Below are 17,090 nucleotides of genomic sequence, written 5' to 3'. Positions count from 1 at the left end.
AAACTGCTCCACAGACTTCGGTGCAGCCCCTCGAAGGCCGGCCACCTCGTCAAGGCCATCGCCGTCCTCGCCAACCACGAAGCACGATGAAAAAGGCTCATTGCAGACCCACTTCCGTCGGCATGCCGGAAACGGCTGCACCGTCTCCGCGAACTGTTCGACCTGGAATCCACCCCGGCACCCGATGTCGCACTGCGTTACCACCAGAATCGGGACAGAGGCCTTCGCGGAACAGTCCCGAGAAGCGGCCGAGGCCGAATCACCTGTGTGATCGAGCTGAGTCGAGATCGTTGACCGGACGAGTGTTCGTTGATCCGGGTCGGTGCCGCTTGCGGCAGCACAGACCCGGACCGGGTCGGGAGGCCGGTGTGCTATCCGCGTTGCGAATGCCTGCCGCGATGTGCGGGCTGTCCAGGCGACGGGGTGGACGGGGTCGTCGGCTTCTCGCGTGTGCTGATCAGGTCGTTGAGGACGGCGCGGACGACGGGCCAGCAGAGTTCGACGGTGTCGCGGTCCGGGGGAGGGCCGGGCATGCGCATCTGGGCTCGCGGGTGAACGAGGTTCCGGTACTGGCGGAGCGCCGCGCAGGGGTACTTGGTCACGTCGTTGCCGATCCAACCGTTGTCTCGTGCGAGAGTCAGCAGGTCGTCGAGGACGATCCTGTTCAGGTCGGATCGCGGCGGCACGCTGACGGGCCTCGTCGTCAGGGCGTCGATCAGGATGCCCTCGATGAGGCTGCCGAGCATGATGATCGCTGCCACGTGCGAACCGTTCTCGTAGCAGGTGACGGCTTCGTCCAGACGGCTTCGCAGGATGGTGCGCAGGTCCGAAGGCTGCACGGCTTTGTCGAGGGATTCTCGGAGGATTTCGGGAGCGAAGGACGTGGTGGTGTCCGACCCGGGCGCGCACTCGACCAGGCGGGGTGCGCCGCCGGCCCGGCTCACCTTGTACCCCTCGTGGATGAGGAAGGCGTTGAGCGCTCGCGTGACGTTGGTGACGGTGTCGGCGGGCTCGCCCAGATACTCCTTGCTGTCGGCGAGGCGGAGCAGGACGGCCTGCATGGCCTTCGGGTCTTCGCGGCGTTCGCGCAGACGGGTGAGGATCCAGAGCCGACGCGGAGTGCCGTCGTGAGGCGGAACCACGGGCCATCCGGCGCGGGTGAGGAACTTCGCGAGGCTCGGCCCGGACCTGTAATGGAGTTCGTCGTCAGCGCAGATGAGATGAGCAAGCTTTTCCAGAGTGTTGTCGTCGAGGGTGTGCATCATTGTCCTTTCGCGGGATGGATGCCGAGGCGATCGAGGAGAGCCCACAGGGGGCGAAGTGAGGCGTCGGGGTCGAGGAGGAAATCGCTCTCGCGGAGTCGCCAGAACGTCCATCCGGCGCGGCGGAGGATGCGCTCGCGCAGCAGATCGTTCTTCACCTGGTCGGGGCTGCTGTGCCAGTAGCGCCCGTCGCATTCCACTGCGAGACGCCCCTGTTCGCCGACGATGACGAGGTCGATGCGCATGCGGCGGCCGGCCGGATACTGCGGAACGACCTCGTATCCGCGTTCTCTGATCTTGAGGAAGACCTCCTGCTCGAAGAGCGAGTCGAACTCAGGGCGTTTGGTGTGCAGGTCGGCGTTCGCCAGGTGCCGGGGCGTCGTCTCGCGCGTCGGGGTGTCGAGCATGTGTTTCAGCAGCGATGCCCTGAGGTCCTCGCTCTTGAGCTGGGAGAGGGTCGTCGAGGTGAAGAGGATGAGCTGATCGCGGGCCCGTGTCGCCGCGACGTTCCAGCGCTGCCGCTCGAAGTCCGCCCCTCCCTGGATCCGGGGCGTGTCCACGGCGATCATCGACAGGAGGACGACGTCGCGTTGATCGCCCTGGAAGTCCGGTGGAGTACCGACCCTGATCCGGAGTCTTTCGCGGAGAGCCTGGTCGGGGAGATGCTCGTCGAGCAGTTGCTCGATGAGCCTGATGTGGCCGCTGCGTTCGCCGCCCTGCAGGGAGATGATCCCGAAGGTCTTCCCGCTGTAGGCGGGGTCCTCGATCATTGCTTTGAGTTCGGTGACGAGCCTCTCCGCCTCCGGTGGGTTGCGAAGGCTCTGTTCGTGCCCTTCTCGGTAGCCGTCAGGTACCTCCACGACGCGGAGCGGAGGAAGCCGGTCCATGCCGTACTGGCGCAGGGGAGTGAGCGACCCGTCGTAGAACATGCGCGACGACCAGTCGATGATCTCCGGCATGGACCTGTGGTGGTCGGTCAGCCGCTGTCCGCCCGGGAACCGTACGTTCATCAGCTCGTACAGGTTCGACTTCGGCGTGAGGTCGTGCCGGAACGCACTGGGTACGTCGGGCAGGTACTCCTCGATCCGTTCGTAGATCGGTTCGAGTTCTCCGCTGACCCGCATCGGCGGCGAGCACTGCTTGTCGTCTCCGACCACGATCACCTGGGGCGCGAGCCAGAGGAGGAACGCCGATTCGACGGGGAGCTGACTGGCTTCGTCGATGATGATCACGTCGAATGCGTCAGGCCGCGGCTCGATCGTCTCCGCGACCTGCCGGACTGGCATGACCCAGGCCGGCACTGCGTCGCGGGCGAGCCGCATGGCCTCCCGCGCACCCTGCCTGTGCCGACCGGCGTACCGGCCCTTACCGCGGCCGACCCTCTGCATTTCCCGGGCGAAGGAGCGAAGCGCCGAAGCCTCGCGGACGCTCATGCGCCGCAGGCAGTGCCACCAGGCCCGTTCGGAGGCGAGTTCGGCGGTGGTCCGCATGAGGGAGTCTTCAAGGCGGTCCAGGTTCCTCTGCAAGTCAGTGGCCGACTCGTTGGAGTCGGTGCGCATCGCTGCGGCCACAGCGGACCAGGCCCACGCCTCGGCGAGGGACTCCAGACGACAAGTCCAGTCGACCCCTGCTGTGGCCGAGGTGAGTTCGCGGGCGAGAGCAGGGTGTACGGAGGCCAGCCGACCGATGAGTTCGCGACGTCGCTCTGCCAGCCTCTGATCACGGACGCCGGCTTGCCAGATCCCGTATGCCGTCGTGTAGCCCGCGAGGTCTGATCGCGCAATGGCATGGGCGATCTCGCGGAGGAGTGGGTGGTCGTGCTCCGCCGACCGGGATCGGAGCGCATCGAGTTCGCGTTTTGCCCGAGCACGTCTCACATGCGCGGGTGCGGTCACGAAGCCCTCTGCGAGAGCCTGCCAGTCCCACGCGCCGTTCTCCTGGGCGGCACGGCGACGTGGCAGGTGACGGTGGAGATCACGGAGTGCTTCGCCGAAGCGGATCAGCTCCGCGAGGTCCGCTTCCCGTCCGACGAGGGCTTCGAGGTCCTGCGTGACGTCGGTGGGCATGGCGGTGACGACGCCGCTCCTCCGCCACCGATCGGTCAACCCGTCGAGAACGGCGAGCGCGCGAAGGGCTGTCGCAAGGACGTCGAAATCGTCGGGGACAGCGGGCTTCTGGCCGTCGATGAGGCAGCCGTCCAACATGCGCTCCGCAAGCCGTTGCTGAGGGCTCTTCTTGAACCTGCCGGTCAGCCCTCCCTGCTTGAGGTAGCGGCTGTAGGACTCCGCGGCTGAGGCGGCTTCGGCCGCCGTCGCGTCGTACGGCTCTGGAATCTGGAGGCGGCGGCCCGTCAGCCGCGCCAGAGCCCGAGCGGTCGGCGCGGCGGCCCGGGTGGCCTCCGACAGGTGCTTCCAAGTCGATACCTCTCCGCCACCAAGGAGCGACAGCGCCGCTGCTCCCTGCCATGAATGCGAGGGCCACGAATCGGGGGCTTCGTTGAGGCCAAGAGCCTCCAGGGCGCTGCACGCGCGCTCCCATAGGGTTTTCACCGCGCGGAAGGTGTCCTCGTTGAGGGAGCTGAGCTTTTCGGCGACGCGTGCTCCGACATCGCCGGGCGGCAGCATCTGATGAGCCGCTGAGACGATGTCGGAAAACTCATCGGGAGCCGGGAGAAAGCCGTTTCGCAGCGCGGGGAGCGGCTGCTCGTCCGGCACGCGGATATTGAGGAGCCGCGCGAGTTCCTGCGCCTCCTGCGCGTCCAGGGGGGCCTGAGCCGTGGGCCGCGGCATGACGCCTATCCAGGAGTGCGCGGCCGCGAGGTCGGCCACGCGCTCGGCGATGTCGGCGCGACGACCGCGGTACCCGGGCGCGACCTCTCCGAGGTCTGTGGTCTCCGCTTCGACGAGCTTCCACAGACGGCTGTGCGTATCTGCTATCTCCCTCTTCAGCTGGTCGCGCCGGCTCGCCAGATTTCGAACCTGTTGGAGGATCTCTTCCTGGTCCCGCTCGGCGAAGGCATCGGAAAGCGCTGTGACCGACCGGGTCAGTTCCTCGCCTCGTCTGCCGCGCTGGTCGTCCAGACGCACGCACAGCCGCTGCAACGGCTTGGGCAGCATGCCGTCGTCGAACAGGACGCCGAGCGCCTTGTCACGAGCGCTCGTCACAAGGACGCGCTTGCCCTCGGCCAAGAGCGCCGACATGAGATTGGCGATCGTGTGCGTCTTTCCGGTTCCGGGCGGGCCCTCGATGACGAGCACCGTGTCCTTGGACAGTTTCTCGAAGGCCAGGCGCTGCTCATCGTTCATGGGAAGCGGGAACAGTGGCTCCTCGGGAAGAGGCCGATCAACTCCATCGGTTCCCCGGGTCGTCCGGTGCCAGGCGAGGCGCTCTGCGGGCTCCATCGGGAACATCAGCTGAGCCCAGCCCAAGGGCGCCACACTGTCAGGACGGCTCAGCGAAGAGTGGATGCCCTGGTAGAACTCCACGAGCCGATTGCTGCTTCGCGGCCGGAGCACGAGAGCAGGCGAGAGGGACACCTGGGCGTGAGGCCCGCCGGTTTCAGGCTTCGACCAACTTGGCTCGAACCGGCATGGCGTCTCCAGTCCGTGGGAAGCCCATTTCTGAACGAGGGCCGTCGCATGATCGTCCAGAGGGTCGGAGATCTCGCCGAGAGTGCTTCGCACCGGCTCGACGCGTGAGCCGAAGTATCCGTCGAGTTCCGTGAGGAAGTACTGGTCCTCCAAAGCCGTTTCGCCTTCTTCACGAAGGTGCACGCTCACTCGACCAGTCTGCTTGTCCACCGAGATCTCGGCCGAAGCGGTGAGCAGGTGGCGGAAGACCTCGTCCCCGCGGGGCGAGCGCCAGCAGAGAAGCCCGACGCCGAGGACCAGTTCCTGGGTGTCGCTGTGGAGGTCCAACTGCCGGGCGGCGGCCGCGAGTTCTCGCCGGAGGCCCTCGCGGCGTTGCCGTGCGGTTTCCGACTCGGACCAACGGGACCAGCGAACGAACCACTCATCGAACCGCTTCTCACCGAGGTCGGCGGGCTTCTCGATCACCGGCATGCCCTCGGGCGCAAAGTCCGGGGGCCGGGGCCGCAGCAGCTTCGGCACCGTCGCGGGATCGGACCAGTCGCCGTCGACGCGGCCCTCGCATACGGAGGGAGGAGCCGGAGGGTGCTCGGCATCTTCCAGATCGAGTGCGAGGAGAAGCCCGCTCCGGCCCGTCGTCGAAAGCGACACACCGTTCGGGAGCTCCGCGAGCCACCAGGAATCGAGACCGCGCACGGTGCGGTTGAGCGGCTCGGCCGCGCGAACCAGCTCGCCCAGATAGCTGGCGAGACCGAGTGAAGCATCTCTGATCTTGGAATCGGACGGATCCACGAGGACCGCCTTTCGGTGGAGGGAGACCAGCCCTCCAGAATTCGAAAGACTCCGGTCAGCCGCAACGCAGTGGCCCGATCGGGACACCCAGGGTGAGATAACGCTGTCCTGCGAGAAAGTGGGGAAGCTCAGATCCCCTGTCAGGCGTAGAGCGGAGATCTTGAGATGCCCCTTCGTGGCGGGACCGCTCGCCTCAGTGCCACGGGTGACTTGAGATCGTCACGCTCTCGTGCCGGTGCGCGTGCAGCAGGCATGACAGCGGTGCTGGTCGTGGTTGCGGCCATGTGCTCGGAGCCCGAAGGGAGGCAGGGCTCGTGAGTAGACTTTGGGCTATGTCGGAGGGGTTGAAGGATGATGCGGACCACGAGGCGGTCGAGCGCTTCGTGTCAGTGTCCGAGCGTCGGCTGTCGCGTGAGGCGGAGCGGTCCTTGTGGTTGAACCGTGCCGTTGTGACGGAGCTGGAGTCCGACGCTGATCGTGTGTTGGGGATAGCCCGCCGCAATCTGGAGCGCATGCGGGGCAGAGAGGGGTGGGGACGCAACCCCTGGCTCGTGCGGTGGAGGATCGTCCTCGATTCAGGGGTCGACGCGGTGATCGAAGTGCTTTTGTCGCGTGACCCGGAGGCTGTGGAATTGCGACAGAACACGCCTTTTGCAGGAGTGCTGCCTCAGGAGGATCGTGAGCTCCTCCTCGCGGGGTTCGGCAGGTACTGGGCCCGCGTGAACAAGCAGTCCTCGGAGTCCACCGAGGCTGGTGTTGAGGCGTGAAGCGCGAAGAACTGTATGACCTACTGCTTCTGATCGGCAGGCTCGGCGGGGAGATCCTGGTGGTCGGAAGCCAGGCAATCCTTGCAGCGGTGCCGGAAGAGCGGCTTCCGCCTGAAGCAACGGCGTCCGTCGAGGTGGACGTGGCGTTCCTTGATGGTGACGAGGAAAAGTCGGACATCGTGGATGGTGCGCTCGGTGAGTACTCGCGTTACCACGAGGAACACGATGTTTACGCCCAAGGCGTCGGGTTGAATACGGCCAAACTGCCCGAAGGCTGGAGGCAGCGGCTTGTCCGATTCGAAGGACTGCCAGATGAAGTCGTCGCTTACGCCCCTGAACCGCATGACCTTGCCGCAGCGAAGGCGATTGCAGGCCGAGAGAAGGATGCGACCTACGTTCTGTCCTTGATCGCCGCAGGTGTTCTCGATCCGAACACGCTCTCGGAGCGCCTCGCCCATATGCCGGCAGAGGTGCCGCCGGAGATGATCGCCATGGTGCAGGGGCAGATACGCCATCTGCGATTCGGGGACGGGGCTACCGCCACTGAACCGCGTTCCTGAAATGGACTCGAAACTCTCCGCACTTGGCTTTGGCGTTCTCCTCCCATCAGGGACTGCCGGTCGACAACGACCCGTTCAACCCGAACCCGGCGCCCCCGTGGGCGGCCGTGGTGCTGCGGCGCGTCCAGTCGGTGCGGGTGCTGCGCACCACCGACCCGCCCGACCACACGATGCTGCGCCGCCGCGTCACCAAGGCGTTCACGCCGCGCCGGATCGCCGCGTGGGAGCCCCGGATCCGGCAGGTCGCCGACGAACTCGTCGCGCGCATGGCCGAGCGCGGCGGCCCCGCCGACCTGGTGCGCGACCTGGCCTCCCCGCTGCCCACGACGATCATCGCGGAGCTGATGGGCATCCCCGCCGAACGCCACCGGGACTTCAAGCGGTGGTCCGACCAGCTCATCGACGGGCTGTTCACCGGCGGCAGCCGCGCCGGGATGATGCGCGGGCTGGCCGCCATCAGCTGGTTCTTCCTCCGGACGGTGCGGCGTCGTCGCCGCGAGCCGGGCGACGACCTCATCAGCCTGCTGACCGCCGAGGGCGACGAGCCGCTGACCGCCCCCGAGCTCGTGACGTTCTGCGTGCTGCTGCTGGTCGCCGGCAACGAGACGACCACCAACCTGGTCTCCAGCGCCATGGTTGCGCTGTTCGCCCGCCCGGAGCAGTGGGCGCGGATCGTCGCCGACCCCTAGCTGGCGGAGGCGGCGGTCAAGGAGGCGCTCCGCTTCGACGGCCCCGCCCAGGGCCTGCTGCGGATCGCCACGACCGACGTCGTCGTGGCCGGGGTGACGATCCCGGCGGGCGCGCGGGTCCTGCCGCTGCTAGGCTCCGCCAATCGCGACCCCGCCCGCTGGGAGTCGCCCGACGAGTTCCTGCTGGACCGCCCGAACACCCGCGACCACCTGGCCTTCGGCACCGGCATCCACTACTGCATAGGCCACCTGCTGGCCCGCATGGAGGCCCGCGCCGCGCTGGAGGCCCTCGCCCGCCGCCTCCCCGACCTGTCCCCGGCCGGCCCGCCCACCCGTATGACCAGCCCCGTCCTCCGCGGCCTCCGCACCCAGCCCGTCCGCCTCTCCCCACCATGAACCCGACACCGACCGCCCCGAAACGCTCTCCACCGCGCCGACCGCCCGGACGCCGACCCGCTCAGGTGTTCCACGCCCGCCCCAGCCATAGCAGCCCATACCGCCCTGATAGCCTGCGGCGACTTCGGAGAGTAAAGAGGGTTTTGCCATGGCTCGTGTGCGCTGGTCTGCTTGCGTGGTGATCGGTGCCGCTCTGGTGGCGGGTACGCCCGGGACGGCGTTCGCAGGCACCGGGCTGCCCGCCGATCTGGCGCCCGAGCTGAAGCCGGCCGGGAAGGTCTTCACCTTCACCTCGCCCCGGACGTACCGGCTGTGGCTGACCAAGCGCGGCCAGATCTGCTACCGGATCAAGGTCGGCACCTGCTTCGACACCGCGCCGGGATGGACGTGGGGGCCCCGCGGCAAGCACGGAGGGGCCGCCGGGGTGTTCCGGGTCGGCGGTAAGGACGTGCTGGTCGGCTCCCTCAGGAGCAAGGTCGGGTCGGGTGCCGTGCTGGTCGGCAAGAAGGCGGTGAAGATCAGGATCCACCGGGCGAGCGGGACGAAGCGGTTCTGGTCGGCGCCGGTGACCGGCCGGGTGAACCTGGCCAAGGCCAAGCTCCGGTTGAAGGGCGTCAAGGGCCGCACCCTGGAGACGATCGGCTTGAACACCCTGGACAGGTACACGAGCCCGACCGTGCAGACCTCTTCCGTGCCGTTCTTCGACTACACCTCCGGCGGGGAAGAGGGCAGGGCGCGGCTTGCGATCGATGGATCCCTGATCCAGCTCACCACGGTCTCGGAATCGCAGGAGGGCACCTCCGAGCGCCTCTACTCCGGAGAGGCGATCACGGCGGCGGGAGCGTTCATGCCGCGGTTCTGGTGGTGGGGCGTGGCGGATGAGCGGGTCGCGTCCGCCGAGATCGTCCTGAACGACGGGCGGAGGTTCCCGGTGGTGTTGAAGCCGGTCGGCAGGCTCCAGGGATACTACGTCCACCTGCCCGAAGAGCGGGGCCTGCGCACTCCTGACAAGGGCGACAAGGTCATCGCCTACGACAACACGGGCAAGCTTCTGGATACCGTCGAACTCGACGACGAATCGTTCCGCCGCCGCTGAGCACCGAAAGCCGCCGAGATCCTCGGTCGAGGCCCTGCCCGTGGTCACCGGTGACGGCCTCGCTCCCGCCGCTCATGATCTGATGCTCAATACCGGCGGAGGTGGTGAATGCTCTACGAGATCGTGTTCAGAGGTCTGACGCTTGACCGGGACGATGTCGAAGACGCGCTGATCGAGGAGTTCGCGGCTGAGAGCCAGGAGCCGGTCACGGGAGCGGGGACTGGTACGGGCGGGTGCCACCTGGACCTGGAACTGCCCGACGACCTCATCGAGGACGCTGCGATCGAGCGGATCCAGCGGGTCCTGGCGGAGCTCGACGTCCTGGACGTCGCGCGGATCATCCCCCGCCCGTGACAGTCCGCAACCGGTGAGAGAGGCCCGGCCCCGAGCTCTGCGTCGGAGGCCGCCCTCCCACGCCGGAGCGGACCGATCGGATGGTCTTGGAAGCCGACGAGCTGGTGGATGTCGGTGCGGGCGCGGCCCGCTTCGGTGATCGGGAGGACGCCGCCATGGACGTGGTCGGAGTTCGTGCGCGCGGGTCTCGGCCGGACCGGTCGATCGTCTCCGCACGAGTCGGAAGCCGTCCGCCGTCGGGGTCATCGGCAGGGCAGGACGGGGCGTTGGGCGAGGATACGGCGGGCGCGTTCTCTGGAAAGGTTCTTCGAAGTCCAGCCGTCGGGCTTTTCCAGGTCGCGGGCGATCTCTTGGAGGGCGCAGGAGCGGCGGGGTTCGGGGAGGCGGTCCAGGGCGGGGACGGCGTCGGCGGAGAGGCCGTTGAGGTAGGGCACGACGACACGCTCGGCGTGGGCGAGACGGTCGACGTTGCGGGAGGCGATGAAACCGTCGGGGTTGATCAGGCCGAGGAGCAGGAGGCCGGCGGCGCCGGTGGCGGCGACCGCGCGGGGCAGCCAGTTCGCCTTCATCCGAATTCCGGCGACGGTGATCATCACGATGACCAGGCCGAGCCAGAGTTCGAAGGCGTGGACCCACAGGCGCAGACGGGTCCAGCCGGAGGACTCCTCGTAGAGGTAGAGGCGGCGCAGGGCGACCGCGACGACGACCAGCGTCAGCACGCACAGGGCGCCGAGCAGGAGGCGGATCAGAGCCGAGGAGGAGACGGGGCGGTGCCGGACCGCGACGGCGATCACGGCGAGGACCAGCACGGTGACGACGACCAGCTGGAAGAAACCCTGGCGGGCGTATGAGGAGTAGGACACTCCGGCCGGCAGGGCGGCGTGGTCGAGCAGGACCCGGGCCTGCACCGCGCAGAAGGCCAGGAAGAGCAGGTTGAGGGAGAGGAGCGGCACGGCCCAGGCCCAGCGGCCCGCAGGGGTGCCGGGGGCGGGAGCCAGTTCCTGGAGCCGGGGCGGCGTGATCGTGAGGTAGGCGAAGGCCAGCACCAGGCTGGTGATGATCAGGAACCAGAAGGTGCGCGCCAGGATCGAACCGAGGCCCAGGTCCGGGAGGAGCGCTGAGATCATCTCACTGAAGGCCGCGTCGGCGCTGGTCAGCAGGGCTCCGAAGACCAGAAGCAGCAGACCGGCCAGGCCCGCCGTGCGCAACGCGGCAGTTCCCGTGCCCCGACCCGCTTTGGCCGCCGAGGCGATGCCCCGGCTGGACCACGGAAGCATGGACACCAGCGCGCCCGGCAGGGTCAGCCCTCCGCCGATGACCTCGAACCAGCTCCGTCCGCCGACCAGCGCGTACGAGAGCAAGGGCAGCGCCAGCGCCGTGGTCAGCACGAGCAGCCAAGGAGCGTCGCGCAGGACGGGCATCAGCACCAGTCCGAGGCCCAGGGTCGCGAAGACCAGCCCGGTGCGGTTGCGCAGGGTCAGCCGGCCGCGCAGGACCGGCAGGAGCGCGAGCACCATGGCGACGGTCGTCAGGGCTGCCCCGATGCCGGGTTTGCCGTTCAGAAAGGTCGCTCCGGCGATTCCGGCCGCGCCCGCCGGCAGGAGCACGCGCAGCGTAGCCGGACCGGAAGGGGCGGGCCAGGCACGAGCGACCCGCTCGTCGGTGTCGTTCATGAACTGGGTCAGGGCCGGCGCGAGATCGCCGGGATGGGTTCCTGGCGCGGACGGTTGCGGCGTGGGTGCGGTCCAGTCGGTGGGCATGGCGGTTCTCCGGTGGTGAAGGGGGATGGTCACACGGATGTGGCAGCCGGTTTCGGTGTCGAGGACGGCGATGGTGCCGTGGTGGAGGTCGACGGCCCAGCGGGCGATGGCCAGGCCCAGCCCGGTGCCGCCGTCGGAGGAGCCTCCCCGGACGAAGCGCTCGAAGACCCGGGGACGCTCGGATTCGGGGATCCCGGGCCCTTCGTCGATCACCTCCAGGACCAGCTCGGTGAGGACGATCGAGGCCCGGACGGTCACGGCGCCGTCGGGCGGGCTGTGCCGGCAGGCATTGTCGACGAGGTTCGCCACGACCTGGAAGAGCCGGTCCCGATCGGCGTGGGCCGTCAGCCCGGCCTGTACCGCCAGGACCACGGGCGCGGAGGCGCAGACCTCGGCCAGGAAGTCCCGTACGTCGAAGTGAGTGAGCTCCAGCGGGACCGCTCCGGCGTCGACCCGTGACAGGTCGAGGAGCTGGGTCACCAGGCGTCCGAGCCGCTCGGTCTGGCCGACCGCGCCCTCCAGGACCGCCGGCGTGGCCGGGGTCACGCCGTCGGCAACGTTCTCCAGCACGGCCCGGAGCGCGGTGATGGGGGTGCGTAGCTCGTGGGAGACGTTCGCGACGAACTCGCGCCGCTGCCGGTCGACCTCGGCCAGGTCGGCGGCCATGGTATTGAACGCTTCCCCTAGCTCGCCGACCTCGTCATTGGAGGTGACGCGGACCCTCCGGTCGTACCGGCCGCTCGCCATGGAGCGGGCCGCTGCCGTCATCTCCCGCAGCGGCGCGGTCATCCCGTGCGCGATCAACTGGGTGACGGCCATTGACCCGAGCACAGCGACCGGCAAGGTGATTCGCCCCTTGAAGCCGATGTAGTAGCCCCATTTGACGAGCAACGCCGAGGTGAGCGCGGTGAACATCGCGATCACCCCGAATTTGATCTTGATCGACCGCAGCGGGTCGAGCGGGCGCGGCCAGCTCACTGCCGATCCAGCGCGTAACCTACGCCGTGCACGGTCCGGATCCAGGAGGTGCCCAGTTTGCGCCGCAGCGTCTTCACATGGGTGTCGATCACCCGGGAATCCGACGAACCCACCCAGTTCCATACCGCTTCCAGCAGGACGGACCGGGTCATCACGGTGCCGGGATTACGGGCCAGGCAAGCCAGCAGGTCGAACTCCGTCGGCGTCAGATGGAGTTCGGTTCCCTCCAGATGGACCCGCCGCGCGGCTTCGTCGATCTTGAGTTTCTCGGGGGCGACGGCGGCCGTCACAGCTGAGCGGCGCAGCAGGGCCCGGATCCGGGCGACCAACTCCCGCATGCTGAAAGGTTTGGTCACGTAGTCGTCGGCCCCGACGCCGAGGCCCACCAGAAGATCGGTCTCGTCATCGCGAGCGGTCAGCATCAGGACGGGGACCGGCCGGGCCGTCTGCACCTGGCGGCAGACCTCAAGGCCGTCGAAACCGGGCAGCATCACGTCGAGCACCAGGAGATCGGGCAAGAAGGAGGCCGCCACGGTCACCCCGGCGGGACCGTCGGCGGCCGTCGCGACCTCGAAACCTTCGACGATCAGCCGTTCGGCCACTGCCTGGACGATGGTCGGGTCGTCCTCGACGAGGAGAATGCGCTGCGCTGCCACGGAGGTGAGCGTATGAGACCCCTGCGGGGGCTTCGTGTGCCGAATGTGGAGATTTGGTGAAGCTCCACGCCCTACGGAGTCAGCGGCGTGGCACCAGGGCAGCACCGCCGCGGCCCCACCCTCCCAGCCGCAGACGGGGGTTCACTGCGGGCCGGACGTCTGCGGCCGCGCTTCGAGCAGGCTACGGGCCCAGCCGAAGGAGCTGGCAGGCGGCGGGTCGACCGCCGCCCATTCGGCTGCGGCCACCCGCTGCCACCCCTGGCCCTGCTCCTGGCCGTCCGGTTCATCTGGCTGCGCTACCAGACCGGGTGGGGCATGGTGAGGCGGGTGATGAGAGTCCAGGCTGTGCGCCTGGACGGAGACGTCCAGCCCGCATCCCGAGGCGAGCCCCCGCACGGCCGCGACCAGGTCGGGCGGCGACGCAGGACCGGCCGGTCGACCCGGTTCGGACGAACCGCGTGAGCAGCGGGAACACGACCGGGCGAGGCCCACGAGGCACAGCACGGCATCCACCGGTAGGCCGAGGGCCCAGACCGGCAAGGTCAGCAGGATCGAGCAGCCGCGCGCGGCGTGCGCGCCGGTCCGCGCCGCAGGCGGAGGTCGTCGGGGGTGAGGTCGGGGCGGAGGGCGTGCCGGGCTCCGTCGAGGACGGCCTGGGCCAGGTGGGTGAAGTGCTCGCGGTGATTGCGGGGTCGGACAGCTGACGGACGAGCAGTGCGCGCAGGAGGTGCTGGAGGCCGGTCCAGGGTAGCGATCACTTCCGAAACGGAGACCCCCGATGACGGCTCTTGCCGAACCTCCCGATGACGGCGCACCTGGGATGAGTGAGTACGAGAGGCAGGTGTGGGATGGGCTCAATGAAGACTGGCAGCGCCGGGAGAAGCGGCGCGGTCTGCCGGGCTAGGCGAGTACCGCGCTGGAGCGCACCGGTGAGTTCGCGGGAAGCACGGCGAGCCGGGTGTCGGGTGCGGTGCCGGAGACGGTCAAGGAGCCGCTCCGGCGCGCGGGCGAAGCGGTCGCCGCCAGGCTCTGCGGCCGGCGCTCGCGGGGGCCGTGGCCCTGCTCGAACTCGTCAACGCCAAGGACCCCGCTGAGGAGGAGTTCATTCGGAAGCTCGTGCACCGGTCCTTCATGGCACAGGCCGCCAAGGCCAAGCCGCCTGCATGACGCCGCGCGGGCGGCGCACGCGGTGAAGGGACGGGTCAGGTGGTCGGAGAAACTGCGGGCGGACCACCATCTCCTCGCCGCCCTTGAGAAGCTGATGAAGCACCTGGGCCCGGCCGGTGCGCGCGTGCCGGTGCAGAAAGACCCGCTTCCTGTGCGACAAGTACGGGCTACCGGCGCCTGCCGCCTCCCCGCAGTAATAAGCGATCTGCCCGGAATGTCAGACAAATTGCAAATGGTACAGTTTTGGGAAATGGGAGCGCGGACCTGTCGCGGTGGGGCGGGATATGCCGGAGGCGCCGGGAAGAGATCGTCTTGGGTTGTGAGCTGTTCCTTTGTTTTCGCAGGTCGGATGGGTGTAGAACTGACCTGATCGTCGCGGTGGGCGAGTAGCCGTCTGCGCATTCCGCGTCAATGGAGAAGCGGAGGGGAAGATGCCGAACACCCGGGAGCCGCTCGACCCGCGTGAGTCGATGTGGCACTGGCTCGCGTTCCAGTTGCGCTATCTGCGCGAGACGAACGAACTCACCCTCGACCAGGTCGGCGCGTTGATCGTGGCGGCCAGGTCGACGGTGTCGAACATCGAGGCCGGTCGGCTCCGCATTGATGAGAGGCAGGCCTTCAAGCTGGACCAGCGCTACGGCACGGGTTTCATGCTCCAGCTCCTGCTCTACTACGCCCGCATGGGCCACAACCCGGAGTGGATCCAACGGGTTTCCGTCTATGAGGCAGAAGCCCGCGTCGTAAAGATCTACAGCGGTTCCATGATCCCCGGTCCCTTGCAGGCCGAGCGCTATATCCGCGCGCTGCTCGCCGAGTGGGGAGAGGGAGACATTGAGGAGAAGGCGGCCTCGTAGCTTGCCCGGCAGGAGGTGATCCTCGGTAGGGAGGACCCTCCCTGGGTCTGGGTGATCTTCGATGAGGTGGCCCTGCGTAATCCCATCGGTGGTCCGGACGTTATGCGCGAGCAGTTGGAGCACCTGCTCAAGATCACCGAGCTAAGGCGCGTCTCTGTGCGTGTGCTCCCCGAGAGGTGCGGAGCTCATCCGGGCTTGGCCGGAGCCTTCCGCGTGCTCACACTCAAGACGCGCGATGTGGCCTACGCCGGGGCGCAGCGTGGCGGCCGTCTGATCGAGGAGCCCTCCGAGGTCGAGGAGTTCTCCGTGGACTTCGACCGGGTCTCAGCCAAGTCCCTCAGCGAAGACCTGTCCCGGGAGCTGATCGAACGTAGTCTGAGGAGCTATGACCGAGACTCAATGGCGTAAGAGCTCCTACAGCACGACCGTCAATGACGAGGTGTGCGTAGAGCTGGCCCGCTTCCCCTCCGGTGTCGGCGTCCGCGACTCCAAGAACCCCGACACCTGCCTTCTCACCCTCACTCCGCGCCAGTTCGCCTCCCTGACGGCTCGCGTCAGGTCCGCGCGGCAGCACTGACCCCGAACCGGGAGGGCACCGCCCGGCGATGCTCTCCCGACCTCCGAACGGCACGACTCGCCGCGCGTCGCGCCCGTCCGCATCCGGCCGCGCCCGTCTCGCATCGCGGCGAAAGAATCCCTGGTCAGGCCCTGCCGGCACCAGGCACCCGCGGCGACGCCCATCGCACCCGCGTGGGAATCTCTCGAACAGGGATGCGACCGGCCCCCGCCATGGGTTAGCGTCGCCCCAAGCAAGGAGCCCGGGATCGCGCCTGGGCCACCGCTGATCTCTTCCAGGCACGGAGCGTCGGATCGCGCCCTCGCCACCGCCTGATGCCCCACAGCGCCTTCTCCCCGTTCGTCTTCGACGCCGCACGTGCCTTTCGGCATGCCCGGCCAGGAGGTCACCCATGACGATCTACTCCCAGCACCCGAGCCGAGGCAAGGTCCAGATCCTCGCCACCTACCGCACGACCGACGGCCTCACCTCCGAGACCGTCACCAGCGTCGCCACCCCGTCCCTCGCCGCCCCGATCACCGACGCCCTCAACCGCGTCTCGGCCCTCGCAACGGTTCCCATCAGCACCCCTGACAAGCGCGGAGACCGGTGGACGACCCACCCGAGCGACCACCTCGCGTCCCTGGCAGATCCCGGCACCCGCGAAGCCCTGCTGAAGGGCGCACACAGCCTCTGGTACGAGTACGTCCGCGCGCTGCTCCACCACGCGCTCGCCGACCTCGACGCGGCGACCGCCGACGCCCCTCCGCCGGTCCGCACCGCGATCACCGCCGAACTCCAGACCGAGGCAGCGCACCTGTACGAAGCGTTTGTCGAGGAAAGTGGGGGCATTCGAGCGCCGAGGGCCCCTGGCCGACGCCTGTGGGACTCCTCCTCTCCCTGCATCCTCTTCACCGACACTCGCGCCGACCCGCGCGATGTGACTCAGGAGTACCTCGACGAGCTTGAGCGCACCGTCCCGCGGGAGCGCCTCGCCTCGGCGGTCGAGGACCTGTGTCTGCTCGTGTCCGCCCACGCGCTCGCCCGCACCCCAGAGGCGTTCCTGGAGCCGCACGGCTTCCAGATCGACATCGAAGGCCCCGAAGCGTACGGCCACTACCTCGTGATCAGCGCCCCGGCGCCCGACGGCCTCGGCCCGAGCACCTGGCAGGCGAGGATCGGCTTCTGGATTCCCGACCCGCGGTCCGTCCCGGGCTTCGCAGACGACGAGCACGAAGGCGCTGTCGGCTCAGATGTCCTCACCTGCCGTCTCTCCGAGCCCCCCACCCCGTCCCGCCTGGCCGACCTGCTCTCCCGTGTCGCGGCCACCCCCGCCCTCCTCGACACCTGGGCGACGACCCCCGTAGGCAGCCCGCTCCTCGGAACGGACTTCGTCGTCACCCACCGCGAAGACGAGTAAGAACTTCTAACAAAATATGTCTATCGGGCGACGTGTGGTGACGTTCTGGTGTTGCATCCGGTTCGTGCGTAGAAGTGAGCAGCCGCCGTGGATCGTGGCGGACGGCCTGTGGGAGCGGATCGAACCGTTGCTGCCGAAGGTCGTGCGGACGGGTGCGGGCCGTCCCCGCTTGGACGATCGGAAGGTCCTGTGCGGG

13 protein-coding genes and 1 pseudogene are annotated in these 17,090 nt (G+C 68.3%); 9 read left to right on the top strand and 5 right to left on the bottom strand.

The window, feature by feature from the left end; translation table 11 throughout:
- Positions 1–371: 371 nt before the first annotated feature.
- Together ACYVOM_RS34735 and ACYVOM_RS34730 are read right to left on the bottom strand one after the other, a co-directional pair.
- On the bottom strand, positions 372–1,262 hold the full coding sequence (locus ACYVOM_RS34735; RefSeq protein WP_460307821.1) for a hypothetical protein: 891 nt from the start codon (positions 1,260–1,262) through the stop codon (positions 372–374).
- Positions 1,262–5,641 carry an AAA domain-containing protein gene (locus ACYVOM_RS34730; RefSeq protein WP_460307820.1) on the bottom strand — a complete coding sequence of 1,460 codons (4,380 nt, stop codon included), beginning with the start codon at positions 5,639–5,641 and terminating at the stop codon, positions 1,262–1,264. The genes ACYVOM_RS34735 and ACYVOM_RS34730 overlap by 1 nt, the downstream gene beginning before the upstream one ends.
- A gap of 332 nt (positions 5,642–5,973) precedes the next feature.
- Here ACYVOM_RS34730 and ACYVOM_RS34725 point away from each other — a divergent pair, with 332 nt between their 5' ends.
- The 6 genes from ACYVOM_RS34725 (at position 5,974) to ACYVOM_RS34700 (ending at position 9,503) form a co-directional block, all read left to right on the top strand.
- On the top strand, positions 5,974–6,408 hold the full coding sequence (locus ACYVOM_RS34725; RefSeq protein WP_460307819.1) for a hypothetical protein: 435 nt from the start codon (positions 5,974–5,976) through the stop codon (positions 6,406–6,408).
- Entirely contained in the window at positions 6,405–6,968 is a 564-nt protein-coding gene (locus ACYVOM_RS34720) for a DUF6036 family nucleotidyltransferase (protein WP_460307818.1), read from the top strand. The genes ACYVOM_RS34725 and ACYVOM_RS34720 overlap by 4 nt, the downstream gene beginning before the upstream one ends.
- Before the next feature lie 23 nt (positions 6,969–6,991).
- The gene (locus tag ACYVOM_RS34715) at positions 6,992–7,657 is read left to right on the top strand and encodes a cytochrome P450 (protein WP_460307817.1); all 666 of its coding nucleotides are present in this window, start codon (positions 6,992–6,994) and stop codon (positions 7,655–7,657) included.
- Positions 7,658–8,053, top strand: a complete 396-nt coding sequence (locus ACYVOM_RS34710; RefSeq protein WP_460307823.1) for a cytochrome P450 — start codon at positions 7,658–7,660, stop codon at positions 8,051–8,053.
- 178 nt (positions 8,054–8,231) lie between these two features.
- Positions 8,232–9,149, top strand: a complete 918-nt coding sequence (locus ACYVOM_RS34705) for a hypothetical protein (RefSeq protein ID WP_460307816.1) — start codon at positions 8,232–8,234, stop codon at positions 9,147–9,149.
- 108 nt (positions 9,150–9,257) lie between these two features.
- Positions 9,258–9,503 carry a hypothetical protein gene (locus ACYVOM_RS34700; RefSeq protein ID WP_460307815.1) on the top strand — a complete coding sequence of 82 codons (246 nt, stop codon included), beginning with the start codon at positions 9,258–9,260 and terminating at the stop codon, positions 9,501–9,503.
- A 242-nt stretch (positions 9,504–9,745) separates the two neighbouring features.
- On the opposite strand, the gene ACYVOM_RS34695 is transcribed toward ACYVOM_RS34700, so the two are convergent.
- The 3 genes from ACYVOM_RS34695 to ACYVOM_RS34685 all read right to left on the bottom strand — a co-directional run bounded on the left by ACYVOM_RS34695 (position 9,746) and on the right by ACYVOM_RS34685 (position 14,019).
- On the bottom strand, positions 9,746–12,241 hold the full coding sequence (locus tag ACYVOM_RS34695) for a DUF4153 domain-containing protein (protein ID WP_460307814.1): 2,496 nt from the start codon (positions 12,239–12,241) through the stop codon (positions 9,746–9,748).
- Complete coding sequence (locus ACYVOM_RS34690; RefSeq protein ID WP_460307813.1) at positions 12,238–12,897, bottom strand: response regulator transcription factor; 660 nt, start codon at positions 12,895–12,897, stop codon at positions 12,238–12,240. The genes ACYVOM_RS34695 and ACYVOM_RS34690 overlap by 4 nt, the downstream gene beginning before the upstream one ends.
- A 900-nt stretch (positions 12,898–13,797) precedes the next feature.
- Positions 13,798–14,019 carry a hypothetical protein gene (locus ACYVOM_RS34685; protein WP_460307812.1) on the bottom strand — a complete coding sequence of 74 codons (222 nt, stop codon included), beginning with the start codon at positions 14,017–14,019 and terminating at the stop codon, positions 13,798–13,800.
- 476 nt (positions 14,020–14,495) lie between these two features.
- Here ACYVOM_RS34685 and ACYVOM_RS34680 point away from each other — a divergent pair.
- The 3 genes and pseudogenes from ACYVOM_RS34680 (at position 14,496) to ACYVOM_RS34670 (ending at position 16,894) form a co-directional block, all read left to right on the top strand.
- Positions 14,496–15,326, top strand: a pseudogene (locus ACYVOM_RS34680) (helix-turn-helix domain-containing protein).
- Complete coding sequence (locus ACYVOM_RS34675) at positions 15,304–15,495, top strand: DUF397 domain-containing protein (protein ID WP_460307811.1); 192 nt, start codon at positions 15,304–15,306, stop codon at positions 15,493–15,495. Before ACYVOM_RS34680 ends, ACYVOM_RS34675 begins: the two are co-directional and overlap by 23 nt.
- A 391-nt stretch (positions 15,496–15,886) precedes the next feature.
- Positions 15,887–16,894, top strand: coding sequence for a hypothetical protein (locus ACYVOM_RS34670; RefSeq protein ID WP_460307810.1), 1,008 nt, complete (start codon positions 15,887–15,889; stop codon positions 16,892–16,894).
- The last annotated feature ends 196 nt before the right edge of the window (positions 16,895–17,090 follow it).

It is taken from the genome of Actinocorallia aurea (assembly GCF_054783995.1).
This window is presented reverse-complemented; position numbering and strand designations above follow the sequence as displayed.

Coding starts and splice junctions, on each gene's coding strand:
- ACYVOM_RS34670 (WP_460307810.1), top strand. CDS start 15,887: ATGACGATCTACTCCCAGCACCCGAGCCGAGGCAAGGTCCAGATCCTC.
- ACYVOM_RS34675 (WP_460307811.1), top strand. CDS start 15,304: ATGACCGAGACTCAATGGCGTAAGAGCTCCTACAGCACGACCGTCAAT.
- ACYVOM_RS34725 (WP_460307819.1), top strand. CDS start 5,974: ATGTCGGAGGGGTTGAAGGATGATGCGGACCACGAGGCGGTCGAGCGC.
- ACYVOM_RS34735 (WP_460307821.1), bottom strand. CDS start 1,262: ATGCACACCCTCGACGACAACACTCTGGAAAAGCTTGCTCATCTCATC.
- ACYVOM_RS34700 (WP_460307815.1), top strand. CDS start 9,258: ATGCTCTACGAGATCGTGTTCAGAGGTCTGACGCTTGACCGGGACGAT.